This is a genomic window from Rhizobium chutanense (genome assembly GCF_002531935.1).
GTDB lineage: Bacteria > Pseudomonadota > Alphaproteobacteria > Rhizobiales > Rhizobiaceae > Rhizobium > Rhizobium chutanense.
The window spans coordinates 24,455-41,127 of sequence record NZ_NWSV01000012.1 but is presented as its reverse complement, the minus strand read 5'-3'; the positions used below and the strand labels follow the sequence as shown (position 1 = coordinate 41,127).

At 62.4% G+C, this 16,673-nt stretch carries 15 protein-coding genes; 4 read left to right on the top strand and 11 right to left on the bottom strand.

Annotated elements, in window-relative coordinates; genetic code table 11:
• Positions 1 to 63: 63 nt before the first annotated feature.
• On the bottom strand, positions 64 to 771 hold the full coding sequence (locus CO666_RS18825; protein ID WP_097613723.1) for a hemerythrin domain-containing protein: 708 nt from the start codon (positions 769 to 771) through the stop codon (positions 64 to 66).
• A 207-nt stretch (positions 772 to 978) separates the two neighbouring features.
• On the opposite strand from CO666_RS18825, the gene CO666_RS18820 reads away from it, so the two are divergent.
• Both CO666_RS18820 and CO666_RS18815 read left to right on the top strand, forming a co-directional pair.
• Positions 979 to 1,413, top strand: coding sequence for a hypothetical protein (locus CO666_RS18820; RefSeq protein WP_245436814.1), 435 nt, complete (start codon positions 979 to 981; stop codon positions 1,411 to 1,413).
• Positions 1,410 to 2,756, top strand: coding sequence for a GAF domain-containing protein (locus tag CO666_RS18815; RefSeq protein WP_097613721.1), 1,347 nt, complete (start codon positions 1,410 to 1,412; stop codon positions 2,754 to 2,756). The genes CO666_RS18820 and CO666_RS18815 overlap by 4 nt, the downstream gene beginning before the upstream one ends.
• Positions 2,757 to 2,831: 75 nt before the next feature.
• On the opposite strand, the gene CO666_RS18810 is transcribed toward CO666_RS18815, so the two are convergent.
• From CO666_RS18810 to CO666_RS18780, 6 genes are all read right to left on the bottom strand, one after another.
• A complete protein-coding gene (locus tag CO666_RS18810; RefSeq protein ID WP_097613720.1) occupies positions 2,832 to 6,152 on the bottom strand; it encodes an efflux RND transporter permease subunit in 3,321 nt (1,106 codons plus the stop codon).
• Positions 6,153 to 6,164: 12 nt separating this feature from the next.
• Positions 6,165 to 7,355, bottom strand: coding sequence for an efflux RND transporter periplasmic adaptor subunit (locus tag CO666_RS18805; protein ID WP_097613719.1), 1,191 nt, complete (start codon positions 7,353 to 7,355; stop codon positions 6,165 to 6,167).
• Between the two features lie 401 nt (positions 7,356 to 7,756).
• A complete protein-coding gene (locus CO666_RS18800) occupies positions 7,757 to 8,728 on the bottom strand; it encodes an ABC transporter substrate-binding protein (RefSeq protein ID WP_097613718.1) in 972 nt (323 codons plus the stop codon).
• Positions 8,729 to 8,785: 57 nt separating this feature from the next.
• Positions 8,786 to 9,913: an ABC transporter permease gene (locus CO666_RS18795; protein WP_097613717.1), complete on the bottom strand. Its 1,128-nt coding sequence runs from the start codon at positions 9,911 to 9,913 to the stop codon at positions 8,786 to 8,788.
• Entirely contained in the window at positions 9,910 to 10,839 is a 930-nt protein-coding gene (locus tag CO666_RS18790; protein ID WP_097613828.1) for an ABC transporter permease, read from the bottom strand. Before CO666_RS18790 ends, CO666_RS18795 begins: the two co-directional genes overlap by 4 nt.
• 234 nt (positions 10,840 to 11,073) lie before the next feature.
• Positions 11,074 to 11,859: an ABC transporter ATP-binding protein gene (locus CO666_RS18780; protein ID WP_097613716.1), complete on the bottom strand. Its 786-nt coding sequence runs from the start codon at positions 11,857 to 11,859 to the stop codon at positions 11,074 to 11,076.
• A gap of 94 nt (positions 11,860 to 11,953) precedes the next feature.
• On the opposite strand from CO666_RS18780, the gene CO666_RS18775 reads away from it, so the two are divergent.
• Positions 11,954 to 12,367: a cupin domain-containing protein gene (locus tag CO666_RS18775; protein ID WP_097613715.1), complete on the top strand. Its 414-nt coding sequence runs from the start codon at positions 11,954 to 11,956 to the stop codon at positions 12,365 to 12,367.
• Positions 12,368 to 12,425: 58 nt separating this feature from the next.
• On the opposite strand, the gene hydA is transcribed toward CO666_RS18775, so the two are convergent.
• Genes hydA through CO666_RS33695 form a run of 4 tightly spaced genes read right to left on the bottom strand, consistent with a single transcriptional unit; the run spans position 12,426 to position 16,004 of the window.
• Positions 12,426 to 13,880, bottom strand: coding sequence for a dihydropyrimidinase (gene hydA / locus CO666_RS18770; RefSeq protein ID WP_097613714.1), 1,455 nt, complete (start codon positions 13,878 to 13,880; stop codon positions 12,426 to 12,428).
• A complete protein-coding gene (locus CO666_RS18765) occupies positions 13,877 to 14,467 on the bottom strand; it encodes an endonuclease domain-containing protein (protein ID WP_097613713.1) in 591 nt (196 codons plus the stop codon). Before CO666_RS18765 ends, hydA begins: the two co-directional genes overlap by 4 nt.
• Positions 14,467 to 15,720: a Zn-dependent hydrolase gene (locus CO666_RS18760; protein WP_097613712.1), complete on the bottom strand. Its 1,254-nt coding sequence runs from the start codon at positions 15,718 to 15,720 to the stop codon at positions 14,467 to 14,469. Before CO666_RS18760 ends, CO666_RS18765 begins: the two co-directional genes overlap by 1 nt.
• Positions 15,721 to 15,731: 11 nt before the next feature.
• Positions 15,732 to 16,004: a hypothetical protein gene (locus CO666_RS33695; RefSeq protein ID WP_143540326.1), complete on the bottom strand. Its 273-nt coding sequence runs from the start codon at positions 16,002 to 16,004 to the stop codon at positions 15,732 to 15,734.
• Here CO666_RS33695 and CO666_RS18755 point away from each other — a divergent pair.
• A complete protein-coding gene (locus tag CO666_RS18755; protein ID WP_085738118.1) occupies positions 15,994 to 16,671 on the top strand; it encodes a TetR family transcriptional regulator C-terminal domain-containing protein in 678 nt (225 codons plus the stop codon). The two genes, CO666_RS33695 and CO666_RS18755, sit on opposite strands and share 11 nt — an antisense overlap.
• Positions 16,672 to 16,673 lie beyond the last annotated feature (2 nt).

Below are 16,673 nucleotides of genomic sequence, written 5' to 3'. Positions count from 1 at the left end.
TCTCCGGAAATGCATCGGCGATGCCACGGGCGGAGCCTCGATCCTCCGCCCGCAGCAATCTTTTCAGGCGGCCAGCTTCAGCGCGTCGGCAAGCTTGGCGAAGTCGCCGGCCGAAAGCCCCGGACGGACGGCGAAGTCGATGACTGCCTGGAAGATTTCCGGCGGCGCATTCTTCTTCATGGCGCCCAAGAGTGCCGCACGCTCCGCCGGATTGATCGCCGGGATCATGATGCGCATGAAGGCCATGCTCTTTTCCGGCGGCAGGGAGCCGATGATGTTCATCTCGATGCCGAGTATTTCCTCGTCGTTGAAATAGCGCCACAGAAGAGGGCCGGTCACCGCCTCCTCCTCATGCATATGCGCGAAGTCGTCGGCGATATAGGCGGCGAAGGCGAGATAAAGTTTGCGGCCGCAGGCGGCCTTGTGCGGCGGCCAGGCGTTCTCCCAGGCGACAACAATTTCTTCCAGTTCGCGGAAGGCGGTGCGGTGATCGTCGTGCTGCTCGTCCAGCGTGACGGTCGAGGCGCCTTTGGCGGCGAGCGCCACGTGGATGTTGTCGTCCTCGTGACTGACGTGGGAAGCGGCAAGCATCAGGTAATGGCGCAGGTCGCCGATCAGGAAGACCGTTTCCTCGACATTCTGGAAATCGGCCGTGCCGAGGCGTCCGAGCAGGTCGCAGCCGGCCTTGCGCAGGCCCTTGTGTATCGCGCCGTAAATGTCGTAACGGCCGTTGAGATCGGGGATGCTGGTAAGCGAGAATTCGTGGCTCACGATGGTTTTCCTCTCGTTGGCCGGCGCCTCCTTTGTGCGCCGGGGTGATGGCCATGAGATAACCGAGGCCTTCGCGAGGCGCTTCCTAAAACCATCCTAAGCAATTGGAACGATTGCTAAGAATATCCTAACTAACTATCATCGCCTGACATCGGAGGGAAAGCATTGCTGGGGCCGGAACTAGTGGAATTCATTGAGAGTCCCGTCATGATCCTGTTCGCGACGCGCGACGGGACCGGCCGACCGATGATCGGCCGCGGCTCCGGCGTGCGCGTCGACCGGCAGAGCGGGCATCTGCACTTTCTCGCCTCCGGCAGCCAATGGCCTGATGCCGTGGGCGAGGCGCTGGCCGGCCGGCCGATTGCCATGACCTATGTGCGGGCCGCCGACTACAAGGCCTGCCAGATCAAGGGCCGGATCCTCGCGGCAGGGCCGGCGGATGAGGCCCACCGGGCACGGGGCGAGGCCTATGTCGCAGAACAGCTCGCGCGGATGCTGGCGCTCGGGGTCACCCGGATGCAGCTCTCCAGCACGCTCTCGGACCAGGAACTCGTGTGCCTGACGATCGAGCCGCAGGCGATCTTCGAGCAGACGCCCGGGCCGGGCGCCGGACGCAGGCTGATACCGGAAGCCGCCGCATGATCCCGCTCGAAAGGCTGCGCGACAGTTTCGAAGGCGTCATTCCCTCCGTCATCGCAACCACCGATGCGGACGGCATGCCCAATATTTCCTATCTCTCGCACGTGCATTACGTCGACGAGATGCATGTCGCGCTCTCTGACCAGTTCTTCTCCAAGACCGCCGCCAATGTGGCGCGCAGCGGGCTTGCGACCGTGATGGTGGTCGATGGCTATAGCGGCCAGCAGCACGTGCTCGACCTGGTATTCGAGCGTTCCGAGACGGAGGGTGAGACATTCGAGCGGATGGCGATCCATCTGGCGATCCTGGAAAGCCGGATGAGCGGGATCATGAAGCTGCGCGCCGTCGACATCTATCATGTGGAGGATTGCCGTGCCGTGCCGGCCGCCCATCCGCTGGTCGAGCCGGAGCCGCTCGTGCTGCCTGATCGGATGGGCAGGGTGGCGCGGCTGACGGCACGGATGTCGGATTGCAGCGATCCGGAAACGCTGCTCGACGCCACGCTCGTAGGCCTGGACGAGTTCTTCGGCTACCGCCATTCCATGGTGCTGGTGCCGGACGGCGAACGCGGCGGGTTGACGACGATCGCCAGCCGCGGCTACGACCAGTTCGGCTTCGGCGCCGAGGTTCCTCCCGGGCGCGGCATTATCGGGGTTGCGGCCGAGCGGCAACGCAATGTGCGGATCACCGATTTGAGCCGCGGCCAGCGCTATATCCAGGCCGTGCGGACCATGGCGGGCGTCGAGGATACGACGCCCATCCCGCTTCCGGCGCTCGACAAGCCACTCAGCCAGATCGCGCTGCCGCTTGTCGCGCGGGGAAGGCTCGTCGGCGTACTGTTCTCGGAATCGACGGAACGGTTCACCTTCCGCCATCGCGACGAGGAGGCGCTGATGGTGATCGCCGCGCATCTGGCCACTGCGCTCTCCTTTCTCTCCGAGGAGCGGGAGCGGGCGGAGACGAGCCGGCGCGAGAAGACGGAGGCGCCAGCCGCCGAGACCGGGAGCGTGCCTGCCGGCCGGCGCATCGCCGTGCGCTTCTATCCAAGAGACGGCTCGCTGTTCGTCGACGACGACTATCTCATCCGCGGCGTGCCGGGGCGGCTGCTCCTACACTTCCTTGAAGACTATGCGCGCATCGGCAAGCAGGACTTTCTGAACCGCGAGATACGCCGCGACCGGCGCCTGCAATTGCCTGACTTCAAGGACAATCTGGAGACCCGGCTGATCTTGCTGCGCCGGCGACTGGAGGAAAAGGCGGGTCCGATCATGCTCGAGCGGCCCGACCGCGGCCGCCTGCGGCTCATCCTTGCCGGCCGTCCCGAGATTGAGGTAGTGGAAGACTGACCGCGGCGGGTTCCCCTTCCTGACGACAAGGCCGGGAGATTGCTCCCGGCCCGTTTTGATTTCCTGAGCCTTTGCTCACTCGGCCGCAAACGGCGGCAGGCGGAGCACGTTGGTGTCGTTGGCCTTCTTGCGCTTGTCTTCCGGCTTTTCGATCGCGGTCAGGCGCTCATCCAGCGCGTCGATATCGCTACGGTTCTCGCGGGTGACGCGGGTGAGATCCTCGCGCGACAGCGGCAGGTCTTCCTGGTCTTTCCTGCCGACGAGGCGGCCGAACATCCAGCCGAGCAGGCGGGACAGATCGTCCATGATCAGGAAGAAGGACGGCACGACGACGAGCGAGAGCACCGTCGAGACGATGATGCCGCCGATCACCGCGATCGCCATCGGCGCGCGGAACGAGCCGCCTTCGCCCACACCGAGCGCGGAAGGCAGCATGCCCGCCGACATGGCGATGGAGGTCATGATGATCGGCCGGGCGCGCTTGCGGCCGGCTTCGACCATGGCCTCGACGCGGGCCATGCCCTGGTGGCGCATCTCGATTGCGAAATCCACGAGCAGGATGGCGTTCTTGGTGACGACACCCATCAGCATCAGGATACCGATCATGACAGGCATGGACAGCGGATTGCTGGTGATGATCAGAGCCGCCGCGACACCGCCGATGGCGAGCGGCAGCGAGAACAGGATGGTGAAGGGCTGGATCACGTCCTTGAAGAGCAGGATCAGCACCGTCAGCACCAGCAGGAGGCCCATCAACATGGCGTTGACGAAACTCTGCTGCATCTCGGACTGGACCTTGGTGTCGCCGCTTTCGGCAAGATGCACCGTGGCCGGGATATTGGCCGCCTTGACGATCTCGCGGAACCGGGCCGAGGCCGTATCGAGCGCCACGCCCTGCGGCAGGTCGGAGCCGATCGAGACGACGCGGTAACGGTTGTTGCGCTTGATCGAGCTTACGCCCTCCGAATAGTCGATATTGGCGACGCTTGCGAGCGGAACGGTGCCGCCGCTGGCGGTCTGGATCTTCAGCGCCCGGATGGCCGCGAGGTCGCGGCGCATGTCGAGTGCCGCCTGGACGCGGATCGGGATCTGACGATCGTCGAGCGAGATCTTGGCAAGGGCCGCATCGACATCGCCGATGGTGGCGACGCGGATCGTTTCGGAGATTTGCTGCGGCGTGATGCCGAGGCGGGCGGCCTCGTCCTTGCGCGGGTAGACCTGCAGTTCCGGACGCGGCAGGGCGCCGTCGGCGCTGACATTGGCGAGCAGCGGATCGGCGCGGAGCTTCGATTCCAGGACGCCGACGGCGTCGTTCAGGTCCTTCTCGTTCTTGGAGAGGAAGTTGAAGGAAAGGTCGCGTTCGCCGCGATCGTTGAGCTTGAGGATATGGACGTCGGGAATGTCACGCAGCTTGGCGAAGACTTCCTTTTCGATATCCCATTGCGGACGCTCGCGGCCGTGGACTTCCACCTTCGGCAGCATCGGCCCGATGACCGGGATATGGCCGAGCCCGTCGTTGACCATCTTCTTGATCAGCGACTGGTCGAGCTTGTGAAGTGCCAGGGTGATGGTCGCGCGGCGCAGTTCGAGATCGCCCTTCGGCGATGCGCCGCCGAGGACGAAGACGCTTTCGACGCCGTTGATATCCTTGACCCGGTCGTAGATCGCATCCGTCGTCTTCTCGGTATCGTCAAGCCGTGCATTGGGCGGCAGCTCGACGGAGAGAACGATGCGTGACGCGTCTTCGGGCGGCAGGAAACTGCCTGGAACTTTCATCAGCAACAAGACGGAGCCGACCAGGAAAGCGAAGGCGACGATCAGCGTCGCATAACGCGTGTACCAGCGCCCGGTCGTGCCGCGTATGAGACGCGTGTATCCACGCATCAGCAGGCTGTCATTGTCGTGATGGTCTTCCATGCCATCTTCGGCGCGCATGAGATAGGCGGCCATCATCGGGGTAATCAGGCGCGCGACCATCAGCGAGAAGAAGACCGAGAAGGCAACCGTCAGGCCGAACTGGATGAAGTACTGACCGGGAATGCCCGGCATGAAGGAAACCGGCACGAAGACGGCGATGATCGTGAAGGTGGTGGCGATGACGGCGAGGCCGATTTCATCCGCCGCCTCGATCGCCGCCCGGTATGGCGTCTTGCCCATCTTGATGTGGCGGGCGATGTTCTCGATTTCGACGATGGCGTCGTCGACGAGGATGCCTGTCGCGAGCGTCAAAGCGAGGAAGCTGACGAGGTTCAGCGAGAAGCCCATCATGTCCATGACCCAAAAGGTCGGGATCGCAGACAGCGGAAGGGCGATTGCCGAAATCAGCGTCGCCCGCCAGTTCCGGAGGAACAGAAGAACGACGATGACGGCGAGCAGCGCCCCTTCGAGCAGCGTATGGATGGCGGCTTCGTAGTTGCCGTAGGTGAAATAGACCGAATCGTCGATCATCTCGATCTTCACGTTCGGATTTTCGCTCCGCACCTTATCAAGGCTCTGCGCCACGGTTTCGGCGACGCTGACTTCGCTGGCGCCCTTCGAGCGGAAGACGCCGAAGGTGACGACCGGTGTGGCGTTGAAGCGCGAGAAGGATTTCGGCTCCTCGTAGGTGTCCTTGATGACGCCGAGATCGGACAGTTTGACAAAGCGGCCGTTCGGCAGCGCGATCGTCGTATCGGCGAGTTCGGCGACGTTGCGGGCGTCGCCGAGAACGCGGATCGCCTGCTCGCTGCCCGCCACCTGGCCGCGGCCCGAGCCGAGGTCGACGTTGGTGCCGCGCAGCTGCTGGTTCACGCTTGCGGCGGTGATACCATAGGCATCGAGCTTGCCGGGGGTCAGTTCGATGCGCACTTCGCGCTCGGCGCCGCCGTAACGGTCGACGCGGCCGATGCCGGCCTGGCCCTGCAGGGCGCGCTTGATCGTGTCGTCGACGAACCAGGAGAGTTCTTCCAGCGACATGTCGGGCGAGGAAACGGCGAAGGTCTGGATCGCCTGGCCCTCGACGTCGACCTTGGTGACGATTGGCGCTTCGGCGGTGGCCGGCAGATCGCTGCGAATGCGGTCGATCGCATCCTTGACGTCCTGTACAGCCTGTTCCGTCGGCACTTCCATCCGGAACATCACGTTGGTCTGCGAGCTGCCGTCGGTCACCGTCGACTGGATCTCGTCGATGCCGGTGATGGAGGCGATCGCATCTTCGATCTCCTTGGTCACCTGCATTTCGAGCTCGGCCGGTGAAGCGCCGCTCTGCGTCACGCTGATCGAAACGAGCGGTACGTCGATATTCGGGAAGCGCGTGATCGGCAGCTTATTGAAGGACTGCATGCCGATGAAGATCAGCAGGCAGAAGGCCAGGAGCGGCGCGATCGGATTTCGAATGGACCAGGCTGAAAAATTCATCGGATGGTCTCTTTAGTTGGAAGCCGGGGGCTGTTCACGCACCGGCGTGATGTGGTCGCCATCGCGGACATAGGCGCCCGCCTTGGCCACGACCTCGTCGCCGCTCTTCAATCCATTGACGATCTCGACATAGGCGCCGTCCTGGATGCCGGTCTCGATCTTGGCGAATTTCACCACGCCGTCCTCGACCTTGCGGGCGGAAGAACCTTCGTTGCCGGTCAGCACCGCGGTCAGCGGAAGGGATACGCCCTCGGTCTCCCGGACGATGATCTCGGCGCTGCCATACATGCCGGAACGCGCCTTGCTGTCATCGTCGATAGAGATATGGACGAGACCGAGGCGGGTGGCCGGATCGACGGTCGGAGACACCAGGCGCACGGCGCCGGACAGCTTCTCGCGGCTGCCGGAGAGCGAAATCGTCGCCTTCTGGCCGGCCATCACTCTGACGATATCGCTTTCGGCGACTTCGGCGACAAGCTCGATATCGCCGTCGCGGATGAGAGTGAACAGCGGATCGCCGTTGCCGGCGGCAATGGCGCCGACCTTGGCGTTCTTGGCTGAGATCGTGCCGGCAACCGGCGTCTTCACGTCGGTACGCGCAAGCTTCAGATCCGCATCGGCGATCTGGCTGTCGAAAACCTTGAGATCGGCTTCCGCGACCTCGATCGCCTGTTCGGCGGAGACGACACGGGCATTGGCGGCGGCGGCGGTCGCATCGGCCTGCTCGACCTGGGCGGTGGAAACCGTGCCTTTCTTGACCATTTCCTGGGAGCGGGCCTGTTGCTGCCTGGCCTGTTCGGCGTTGGCCTGGGCTTCGATGAGCTGGGCGCGCAGCTGGGCAAGGCTTGCCTCACCCTTGGCTTTCGTCGCCATCATCTGGCTCTTTTCCAGCACCAGCGCGTCGTCATTGAGCGTCGCCAGCGTGCTTTCCGCCTGGACCTTGTCGCCGACATCGGCTTTCAGCGTGCGGATGGAGAGGCCTTCGACCTGCGGCTGAATATAGACTTCCTCAACGGGCTTGACCGTTCCCGTGCCGATCACTCGATCGACGAGGGTGCGATTCACAGCCTTGGTAACGACGATCGCCGGCAGGTTCTGATGCGGTTTTTCGACCGGCTTTTCCTGCGAATATGCAGTTGATGCAGCAAGGGCCGCTGCAAAAAGGGTAGCGGCGCCTAGAATTCCAATCGGCTTGCGTGCCATGCGTCTTCGTCCAATCTTATGATAAGGTTGGCCGAACTCGCGCGTCTGCCACTCAGCGCGCGATCAGGCCACTGCCCTTCCTGCATTCTCAGAGGTATCCGCCGATCCTTTGCCGTCTTCATCCCTCGTCGGCAAATTCGGTTTGTAGGTGGTATCGATTTGCTCGATCTACAAGTCCGGCAGAAAACAATTCCCCATGAGGCGATATTAATGACCATTCCGACGTCAATCAATCACCGCAAGGTTATGTCAACATTACGAAGATTGATCGCGCTTCTACCCCATGACGTTTGACGCCGGATAAATGCGACAGTTGCAAGGCGTTTTTTCGCACCTTGCGTGGAAAAAAGCAAAACGCGCGGAAAATCTTCCGCGCGTTTGCCTTCGCAATAGTGCCGGAGCTACTTGGAAGCGGCGTCGGTAATGTCGTGCGTCCAGGCGCCCGAGGGCTCCTTGCTGATGATCTTCTGGTCGAGCAGCGCCTTTGCCGTGCGGGCATAGAGCGCCTCGTCCAGCTTGCCGGAGCCGTCGCCGACCAATTTTGCGACTTCGCCCATCATGCGCTTCTGATGGTTTTCGTCCTGACCGCCATTGTCGACGACGATCTCGGCGGCTTCGTCGGGATTCTCGGTGGCATATTTCCAGCCCTTCATCGAGGCGCGGACGAACTTGACCATCTTCTCCTTGAAGGCCGGGTCCTTCAGCTTGTCTTCCATTGCGTAGAGGCCGTCTTCGAGAAGGTCGTTGCCCATCTCGGTATAGTTGAAGACCGTCAGTTCCTCCGGCTTGAAGCCGGCATCGATCGCCTGCCAGTATTCGTTATAGGTCATGACGGAGATGCAGTCCGCCTGCTTCTGGACGAGCGGCTGCACGTCGAAGCTCTGCTTCAGCACGGTGACGCCGTTCGCGCCGCCTTCCGTGGACAGGCCGAGCTTATTCATCCAGGCGAAGAAAGGATATTCGTTGCCGAAGAACCAGACGCCGAGCGTGTGCCCCTTGAAATCGGCCTCGGTCTTGACCGGGCCGTCCTTGCGGCAGATCATTTCCAGGCCGGACTTCTGGTAGGGCTGGGCGATGTTGATGAGCGGAACGCCCTTTTCGCGGGCAACCAGCGCGCCGCCCATCCAGTCGACGATGACATCGGCGCCGCCGCCGGCGATCACCTGCTCGGGGGCGATATCGGGACCGCCCGGCTTGATGTCGACGTCGAGGCCGGCTTCCTTGTAGAAACCCTTCTCCTTGGCGACGTAATAACCGGCGAACTGGCTCTGGGTGACCCATTTCAGCTGCAGCACCACCTTGTCGGCCGCCATTGCATGGGCCGCGGCCAGCGACATGGCGCTTGCCATCATTGCAACCATCAACTTTTTCATTTTCTTATCCTTACCCTCTGAAGTTATGCCCGGGCTCATTTTCGAACCCGTGCGCGCCTAGCCACCACGGATAGACGGATGCCAGAACGTCACCGCCCGTTCGGTCAGGGCGATGATGCCATAAAAGATCGAGCCGGCCAGCGCCGCGACGGCGATTTCCGCCCAGACCATGTCGACATTCATGCGACCGATCTCGGTGGAGATACGGAAGCCCATGCCGACGATCGGCGTTCCGAAGAATTCGGCAACGATGGCACCAATCAGCGCCAGCGTCGAGTTGATCTTCAGTGCGTTGAAAATGAAGGGCATGGCTGCCGGCAGCTTGAGCTTGAACAGCGTCTGCCAGTCGCTCGAGGCATAGGTGCGCATCAGGTCGCGCTCCATGCTGCCGGAGGCGGCAAGGCCTGCGACGGTGTTCACCAGCATCGGGAAGAAGGTCATGATGATGACGACGGCGGCCTTCGACGGCCAGTCGAAGCCGAACCACATGACCATGACCGGGGCGACGCCGATGATCGGCAGGGCCGACACCAGGTTGCCGATCGGCAGGAGACCGCGGCGCAGGAAGGCGATGCGGTCGGCCAGCACCGCCACAGCGAAGCCGGCGAGGCAGCCGACGATATAACCGATCAGCACCGCCTTGAAGATCGTCTGCCTGACATCGGCGCCGAGGATCGGCAGGGAGGCCATGATGCGCATGCCGATGGCGCTCGGCGGCGGCAGGATGATGAACGGGATGCCGGCGCCACGCGTGACCGCTTCCCAGAGGATGAGGATCCAGGCGCCGAAGATTGCCGGGATCAGCAGTTGAAGTGTCGATTTGCCGAAGGTGGTGACAGGCTGCAGTTTCGACAGCTCGGTGACGCATCGCCAGGCCAGCAGCCAGGAGGAAAAGAGCAGCAGGAAGAAGGCGCGCGTCGCCGTGCCCTCATTGCCGGAAAGAGTGGAAAGCAGCATCCAGGCAGCACCATGTGCGCCGATGAACAGTACGGTAGCGCGGTAGGCCGGCGGCTGCGGCGCAAAAGACAGGAGAGCGGCCGCGGCGATGATGATCACGACGAGGCTCGTCGTACCGTCGCTCAAGGGGCGTGCGGCACCCTCGGCGAAAAGCGGAAGGCTCGTCAGCGCCGCGATGCAGAGGAGGAAGGCGACGACAGCCTGCCACGAGAAGGTCAGATGTCTCATGCCGGCCTCCCGCCCATGGCGCGGTCGACGATCTTTGCGGCAATGCCGACGATCGCAACCAGGATGCCCGCCAGCAGCGATCCGGCGACAAGGGCTGCCCAGATATCGATGGTCTGGCTGTAATAGGAGCCGGCAAGCAGCTTCGAGCCGATTCCGGCGACAGCGCCGGTCGGCAGCTCGCCGACGATGGCGCCGACGAGGCTGGCGGCGATCGCAACCTTCATCGAGGTGAAGAGGAATGGGATCGAGGCGGGAACACGCAGCTTCCAGAACGTCTGCGTCGGGCTGGCGTTATAAGTGCGCATCAGGTCGAGATGCATGATCTCCGGCGAACGCAGCCCCTTCACCATGCCGACGGCGACCGGAAAGAAGGAGAGGTAGGTCGATATCAGCGCCTTGGAGACGAGGCGGGAGGCGTCGGAATCGAGGTTCAGCAGATGGGCAATCGCATTGTCGCCGGTCAGCACATTGTAGGAGATGATGACGATCATCGGCGCAATCGCAAGGATCGGTATGGTCTGGCTCGCCACCAGCCAGGGCATCAGCGAGCGGTCCATGGCACGGTTGTGCACGATCAGCACCGCAAGAAGGATGCCGAGCAGCATGCCGAAGCCGAAGCCGAGCAGGGTGGAGGAGAGCGTCACCCAGCTGTGATAGACGAGGCTGCGGCTGCTCGTAAGGCTGCGCAGGAAAGTGTTCTCATAGACATTCTGCGCCACCTGATGCGGCGCCGGCAAGATCGGCTTCGGCTGCGACAGCGTTTTGCCGATGAATTCCATCGTGGTGGGGGTGGCGCCGGCGCGGCTGTCCATGTCACGCTGGAACGGCGCGTTCATGAGGACGGCGGCGACGTACCAGATGGCGATAAGGGCGAGCAGGATGGTGGTGACGGGGATGATCTTGTTCTTGAGGGTGTCGGGTTTCACAGCGACTGCCCCCATATGGTGGCGTTGAATGCGCAGCCACCCCCCTCTGCCCTGCCGGGCATCTCCCCCACAAGGGGGGAGATCGGCTGGCGGAGAGCACCTCGTTCCCATTTGATTCTATAGAGAACTGCTCTCGCGTTCTGGTTTGCAGGAGTCTTCGCCTCCTGCTGATCTCCCCCCTTGTGGGGGAGATGCCCGGCAGGGCAGAGGGGGGCGGTCCCGGAACGCAATGGCCTAAACCTCATGGCTATGCCCCGTCCTCAGCCCCTCGCGCACGCGATGAGCGATTTCCAGGAATTCCGGGGTGTCGCGGATGTCGAGGGGGCGTTCGGCCGGCAGGGGCGAGTCGATCACATCCGTGACGCGGCCCGGGCGCGGCGACATCACCACGATCTTGGTCGAGAGGTAGACCGCCTCGGGGATGGAATGAGTGACGAAGCAGATCGTCTTGTTGGTGCGGGCCCAGAGTTTCAGCAGTTCTTCGTTCAGGTGGTCGCGGACGATTTCGTCCAGCGCGCCGAAGGGTTCGTCCATCAACAGCAGGTCGGCATCGAAGGCGAGTGCGCGGGCGATGGAGGCACGCTGCTGCATGCCGCCGGAGAGCTGCCAGGGGAATTTTTTTTCGAAGCCGGAAAGGCTGACGAGATCGAGGGCTTCGGCGATGCGCCTCGTCCGGTCGGCGCCGCCATAACCCATGATCTCCAGCGGCAGGGCGATATTGTTTTCGATGGTGCGCCAGGGATAGAGCGCCGGGGCCTGGAAGACATAGCCGTAGGCGCGGGCCTTGCGGGCCTCCTCCGGTGTCATGCCATTGATCAGAATCTCGCCTGAGGTGCTCTTTTCGAGATCGGCGATGACGCGCAGGAAGGTCGTCTTGCCGCAGCCGGACGGGCCGATGAAAGAGACGAAATCGCCCTTGCGGACATCGAGATTGACATCGCTCAGTGCTCGCACCGGGGCGTCATTCGCCTGGTAGGTGAGACAGAGATCCTTGGCGGATACGACGGAGGGTGCTTGCATCAATGCGACCGTTCTTGTTTTCGCCGCGGGGAGGCGGTTTGCATGTTACCATCGCCGCAGGCCCTGCCGGCGGCACATTTCATGGAGGAAGAGAATGGACGCGACATCAAAGCCCACCTGCCACATCGTTCGCCCCAACCATGCCTATGACGGCAAGCAGGGGCTTAGCTATTTCGAAGGGATCGCGGCCGAGTCGGTCGGCGCCAAGGGCATCTGCATGCATCTTTTGACGATCCCGCCCGGCGTGCGCGCCAAGGCGCATCTGCACGAGGCGCATGAGACGGCAATCTACATGCTCTCCGGCGAGGCGCATACCTGGTATGGAGACCGGCTGGAGCAGCACGTCGTCGTCCATGCCGGCGAGCTTTTCTATATTCCGGCCGGTGTGCCGCACCTGCCGGCAAACCTCAGCAGCACGCCGTGCACGGCGATCATCGCGCGCACCGATCCGAACGAGCAGGAAAGCGTCGTGCTTTTGCCGGAGTTGGACGCTTTGGTGCCGGCGTGAGGTCGTTGGCATCAAGGCAGTGGTCCCCGGTTGATGGCCGTGTTGTCATGGAGCATCGTCAGACGCCGGTCGCCGGAATGCCGCTGCGCGTCACCTTGCGCGGGGCAGTGATTTCTTTCCAGGTGGAGAGTGCCTTGCTGACGGCCGTCACCGGTTCGCGCCTGACGAATTCACCATGGCCCTCGCGGGTCTTGACCGTGCTTTCCTCGATCGCGACGACGCCACGCGTCAGCGTGTAGCGCGGCAGGCCGGTCACTTCCTTGCCTTCGAAGACGTTGTAGTCGATCGCCGACTGCTGCGCCTTGGACGAGATGGTCTTGGAACGCTTCGGATCCCAGACGACGATATCGGCATCGGCGCCGACCAGGATCGCGCCCTTCTTCGGATAGATGTTGAGGATCTTGGCGATATTGGTCGAGGTGACGGCGACGAATTCGTTCATCGTCAGCCGGCCGGTGTTGACGCCATGGGTCCAGAGCATCGGCATGCGGTCTTCGAGGCCGCCGGTACCGTTCGGGATCTTGGTGAAGTCGCCGACGCCGAAGCGCTTCTGTGCCGTGGTGAAGGCGCAATGGTCGGTCGCGACCACCTGCAGCGAACCGGAGGCGAGGCCCGCCCAGAGGCTATCCTGATGCTGCTTGCTGCGGAAGGGAGGCGACATCACGCGGCGAGCGGCGTGGTCCCAATCGGGATTGGAATATTCGCTTTCGTCGAGCGTCAGGTGCTGGATCAGCGGTTCGCCGTAGACGCGCATGCCCTTGGCGCGGGCGCGGCGGATCGCCTCGTGCGCCTGTTCGCAGGAGGTGTGGACGATATAAACCGGGCAGCCCGCCATATCGGCAATCATGATGGCGCGGTTGGTGGCTTCGCCCTCAACTTCGGCGGGCCGGGAATAGGCGTGTGCCTCAGGACCGTTATTGCCCTCGGCCAGCAGCTTTGCCGACATCGAGGCGACGACGTCGCCGTTTTCGGCATGCACCAGCGGCAGCGCGCCGAGCTCGGCGCAGCGCTGGAAGGAGGCGAACATCTCGTCGTCATCGACCATCAGCGCGCCCTTATAGGCCATGAAATGCTTGAAGGTGTTGATGCCCTTCTCGCGGACGATGGTCTCCATCTCCTTGAAGACCTGTTCACTCCACCAGGTGACCGCCATGTGGAAGGAATAGTCGCAATTGGCGCGGGTCGATTTGTTATCCCACATGGTCAGCGCCTCGAGCAGCGACTGGCCAGGGGCGGGAAGGGCGAAATCGACAACCATGGTCGTGCCGCCGGAAAGGGCCGCGCGCGTGCCGCTCTCGAAATCGTCGGAGGAATAGGTGCCCATGAAGGGCATTTCGAGATGGGTGTGAGGATCGATACCACCCGGCATGACGTAACAGCCGGTCGCATCGAGCGTCTCGTCGCCCGTGAGGTTCGGGCCGATCTCGACGATCTTGCCGCCGTCGATCTTGACATCAGCCTTGTAGGTGAGGTCGGCCGTGACGATGGTGCCGTTCTTGATGACTGTGGTCATGATCGTTCCCTCTTCATTTCTTTGGATTCGCCTGGTGAATAGAAGCTGAGCGTTTCCTTGCTGGCCTCAAGCCGGCCTTCCAATGCTGCCAGGATTGTTTCGAGTACCGAGCGTCTTTCGCGTGAGACTTCCTGATTCCAGAAGCGCAGGACCGAATAGCCATTTGCATTGAGCCATTCAGTTCGTCGTTGATCGGTGAGGTTTTCGGCATGCTGGAAGCCGTCGACTTCTACGATCAGTCGTTTTTCGCGACACAGGAAATCGACAATGAACGGTCCAAGAGGAATTTGCCTTGCAAACTTATAGCCGTTCAAGCGGCGGGCGCGCAGGTCGCTCCAGAGGTGGTATTCCTCTTCGGTTTCATTGCGGCGAAGAGCCCTGGCCTGGTCGGTTTTGTCGGTGCGATGTTTCCGGATATCCTGTTTGATAATTTTCGTCGCACCCGGAGCCCCCTCATCCGCCCTTCGGGCACCTTCTCCCCGAGGGGAGAAGGGGGAAGCCGCGACGTCCGCCGTTCCCTTCTCCCCAGCGGGGAGAAGGTGGCCCGAAGGGTCGGATGAGGGGGCTCCGGGTGCGACGTAAGCCATCACACCACAATCTCCGCTGTCTCCACCACCGCGTGAAACAGCACATCGGCGCCAGCCGTCGCCCATTCTTTGGAGATCTCTTCCGCCTCATTGTGGCTAAGCCCGCCGACACAGGGGCACATGACCATCGTTGCAGGCGCCACCTTGGCGGCCCAGCAGGCGTCGTGGCCGGCACCGGAGATGAGGTTCATGTGGCTGTAGCCGAGCCGTTCGGCGGCTGAGCGAACCGAGGTGACGAGCTTTTCGTCGAAGGTGACGGGCGCGAAATGACCGATCGCCTCGATGGAACAGCCGACGCCCAGCGCGTCGCAGATGCCAGGAGCCTCGGCCTCGATCTTCGCCCGCATGCGGTCGAGCTTGGCCTTATCGGGCGAGCGGATGTCGACGGTGAAGACCACCTTGCCCGGCAGGACGTTGCGGGAGTTCGGCGAGAAGAAGACCTGGCCGACGCCGCCGACGGCGCCCGGCTGCTCGCCCATCGCCACACCCTGAACCATTTCCAGGATGCGCGACATGGCAAGCCCGGCATTGACGCGCATGTTCATCGGCGTCGAGCCGGTATGGGCTTCCTTGCCGGTCAGCGTGAATTCCAGCCACCACAGACCCTGACAGTGGGTGACGACGCCGATCTGCTTGTCTTCGGCCTCGAGGATCGGGCCTTGCTCGATATGATATTCGAAATAGGCATGCATCTTGCGGGCGCCGACCTCTTCGTCGCCGACCCAGCCGATGCGCTTCAGCTCGTCGCCGAAGAGATTGCCCTCTGGATCCCGACGGTTATAGGCAAAGTCCAGGCTGTGCACGCCGGCGAAGACGCCCGAAGCCAGCATGGCCGGAGCAAAACGCGCGCCTTCCTCATTCGTCCAGTTGGTGACGACGATCGGATGCTTCGTCCTGATGCCGAGGTCGTTCATCGTGCGCACGACTTCGAGCGCTGAGAGCACGCCGAGCACGCCGTCATATTTGCCGCCGGTCGGCTGGGTGTCGAGGTGCGAGCCGACATAGACGGGCAAGGCATCGGGATCGGTGCCTGGGCGGGTGGCGAACATCGTGCCCATTTGGTCGACGCCCATCGTCAGGCCCGCTTCGTCGCACCATGTCTTGAAAAGGCTGCGGCCTTCGGCATCCGAATCCGTCAGCGTCTGGCGATTGTTACCGCCTGCAATGCCGGGTCCGATCTTCGCCATGTCCATGAGACTGTCCCAGAGACGGTCGCCATTGACGCGCATGTTCTCGCCTGGTGCTGCCACCATTCTTCAAGCCCTCACCTGTTTGCGGCAGTCATGCAAGGGGCATGCCTGCCTGTTCCCGTGGTCCATTCCCGCGCCTCTTCTTGGTTTTGTCGAGCGCCGGAAAATCGCCAGTTGCCTTTGTTTTTCATCTGGCGGATATTTGACCGATTGGTAAACATTACAACTTCCACCGCCGGGCTCAAGACGAAAATCACGAAAATTGCCGATAAAAATGCGGGCAGTTGCTCAAGAAAACGGCGGGGATCGTTCCCTGCTAAAACTTGAGCGAAGAAGTTGAATTTCAAGGGGAAACGACAGCCTGTGACCATACCGAGAGCAGCGAAAACCTTAAGGCGGACGCGGATCCAGGAGGAGAAGGAAGAGCAGATCCTGGAGGCGGCGCTCGACGTGTTTTCGGCAAGCGGCTTCCGCGGCTCGACCATCGACCAGATCGCCGAGGTCGCCGGCATGTCGAAACCCAATCTGCTCTATTATTTCCGCACGAAGGAAGCCATGCACCGGGCGCTGATCGACCGGGTGCTCTACACTTGGCTGGAGCCGCTGCGCGCCTTCGATGCCGAGGGCAATCCGGAAGAGGAAATCCGCAGCTACATCAGACGCAAGCTGGAGATGGCGCGCGATTTTCCGCGTGAGAGCCGGCTCTTCGCGAATGAGGTCCTGCAGGGGGCGCCGCATATCGAGGACGAGCTGAAGGGGCCGCTGAAGGAACTGGTCGACGAGAAGGCGGAGGTGATCCGCGCCTGGGCGAAATCCGGCAAGATCGTCAAATGCGACCCCTACCACTTGATCTTTTCCATCTGGTCGACGACGCAGCATTACGCGGATTTCGACGTCCAGGTGCGCGCCGTGCTCGGACAGGAGCATGCCGGCGAAGGCCGCTTCGAGGATGCGGCTCGATTTCTGGAACAGCTCTTCATCGGCGGGCTGCGGCCGGATCGATCCGAGACCTGAGG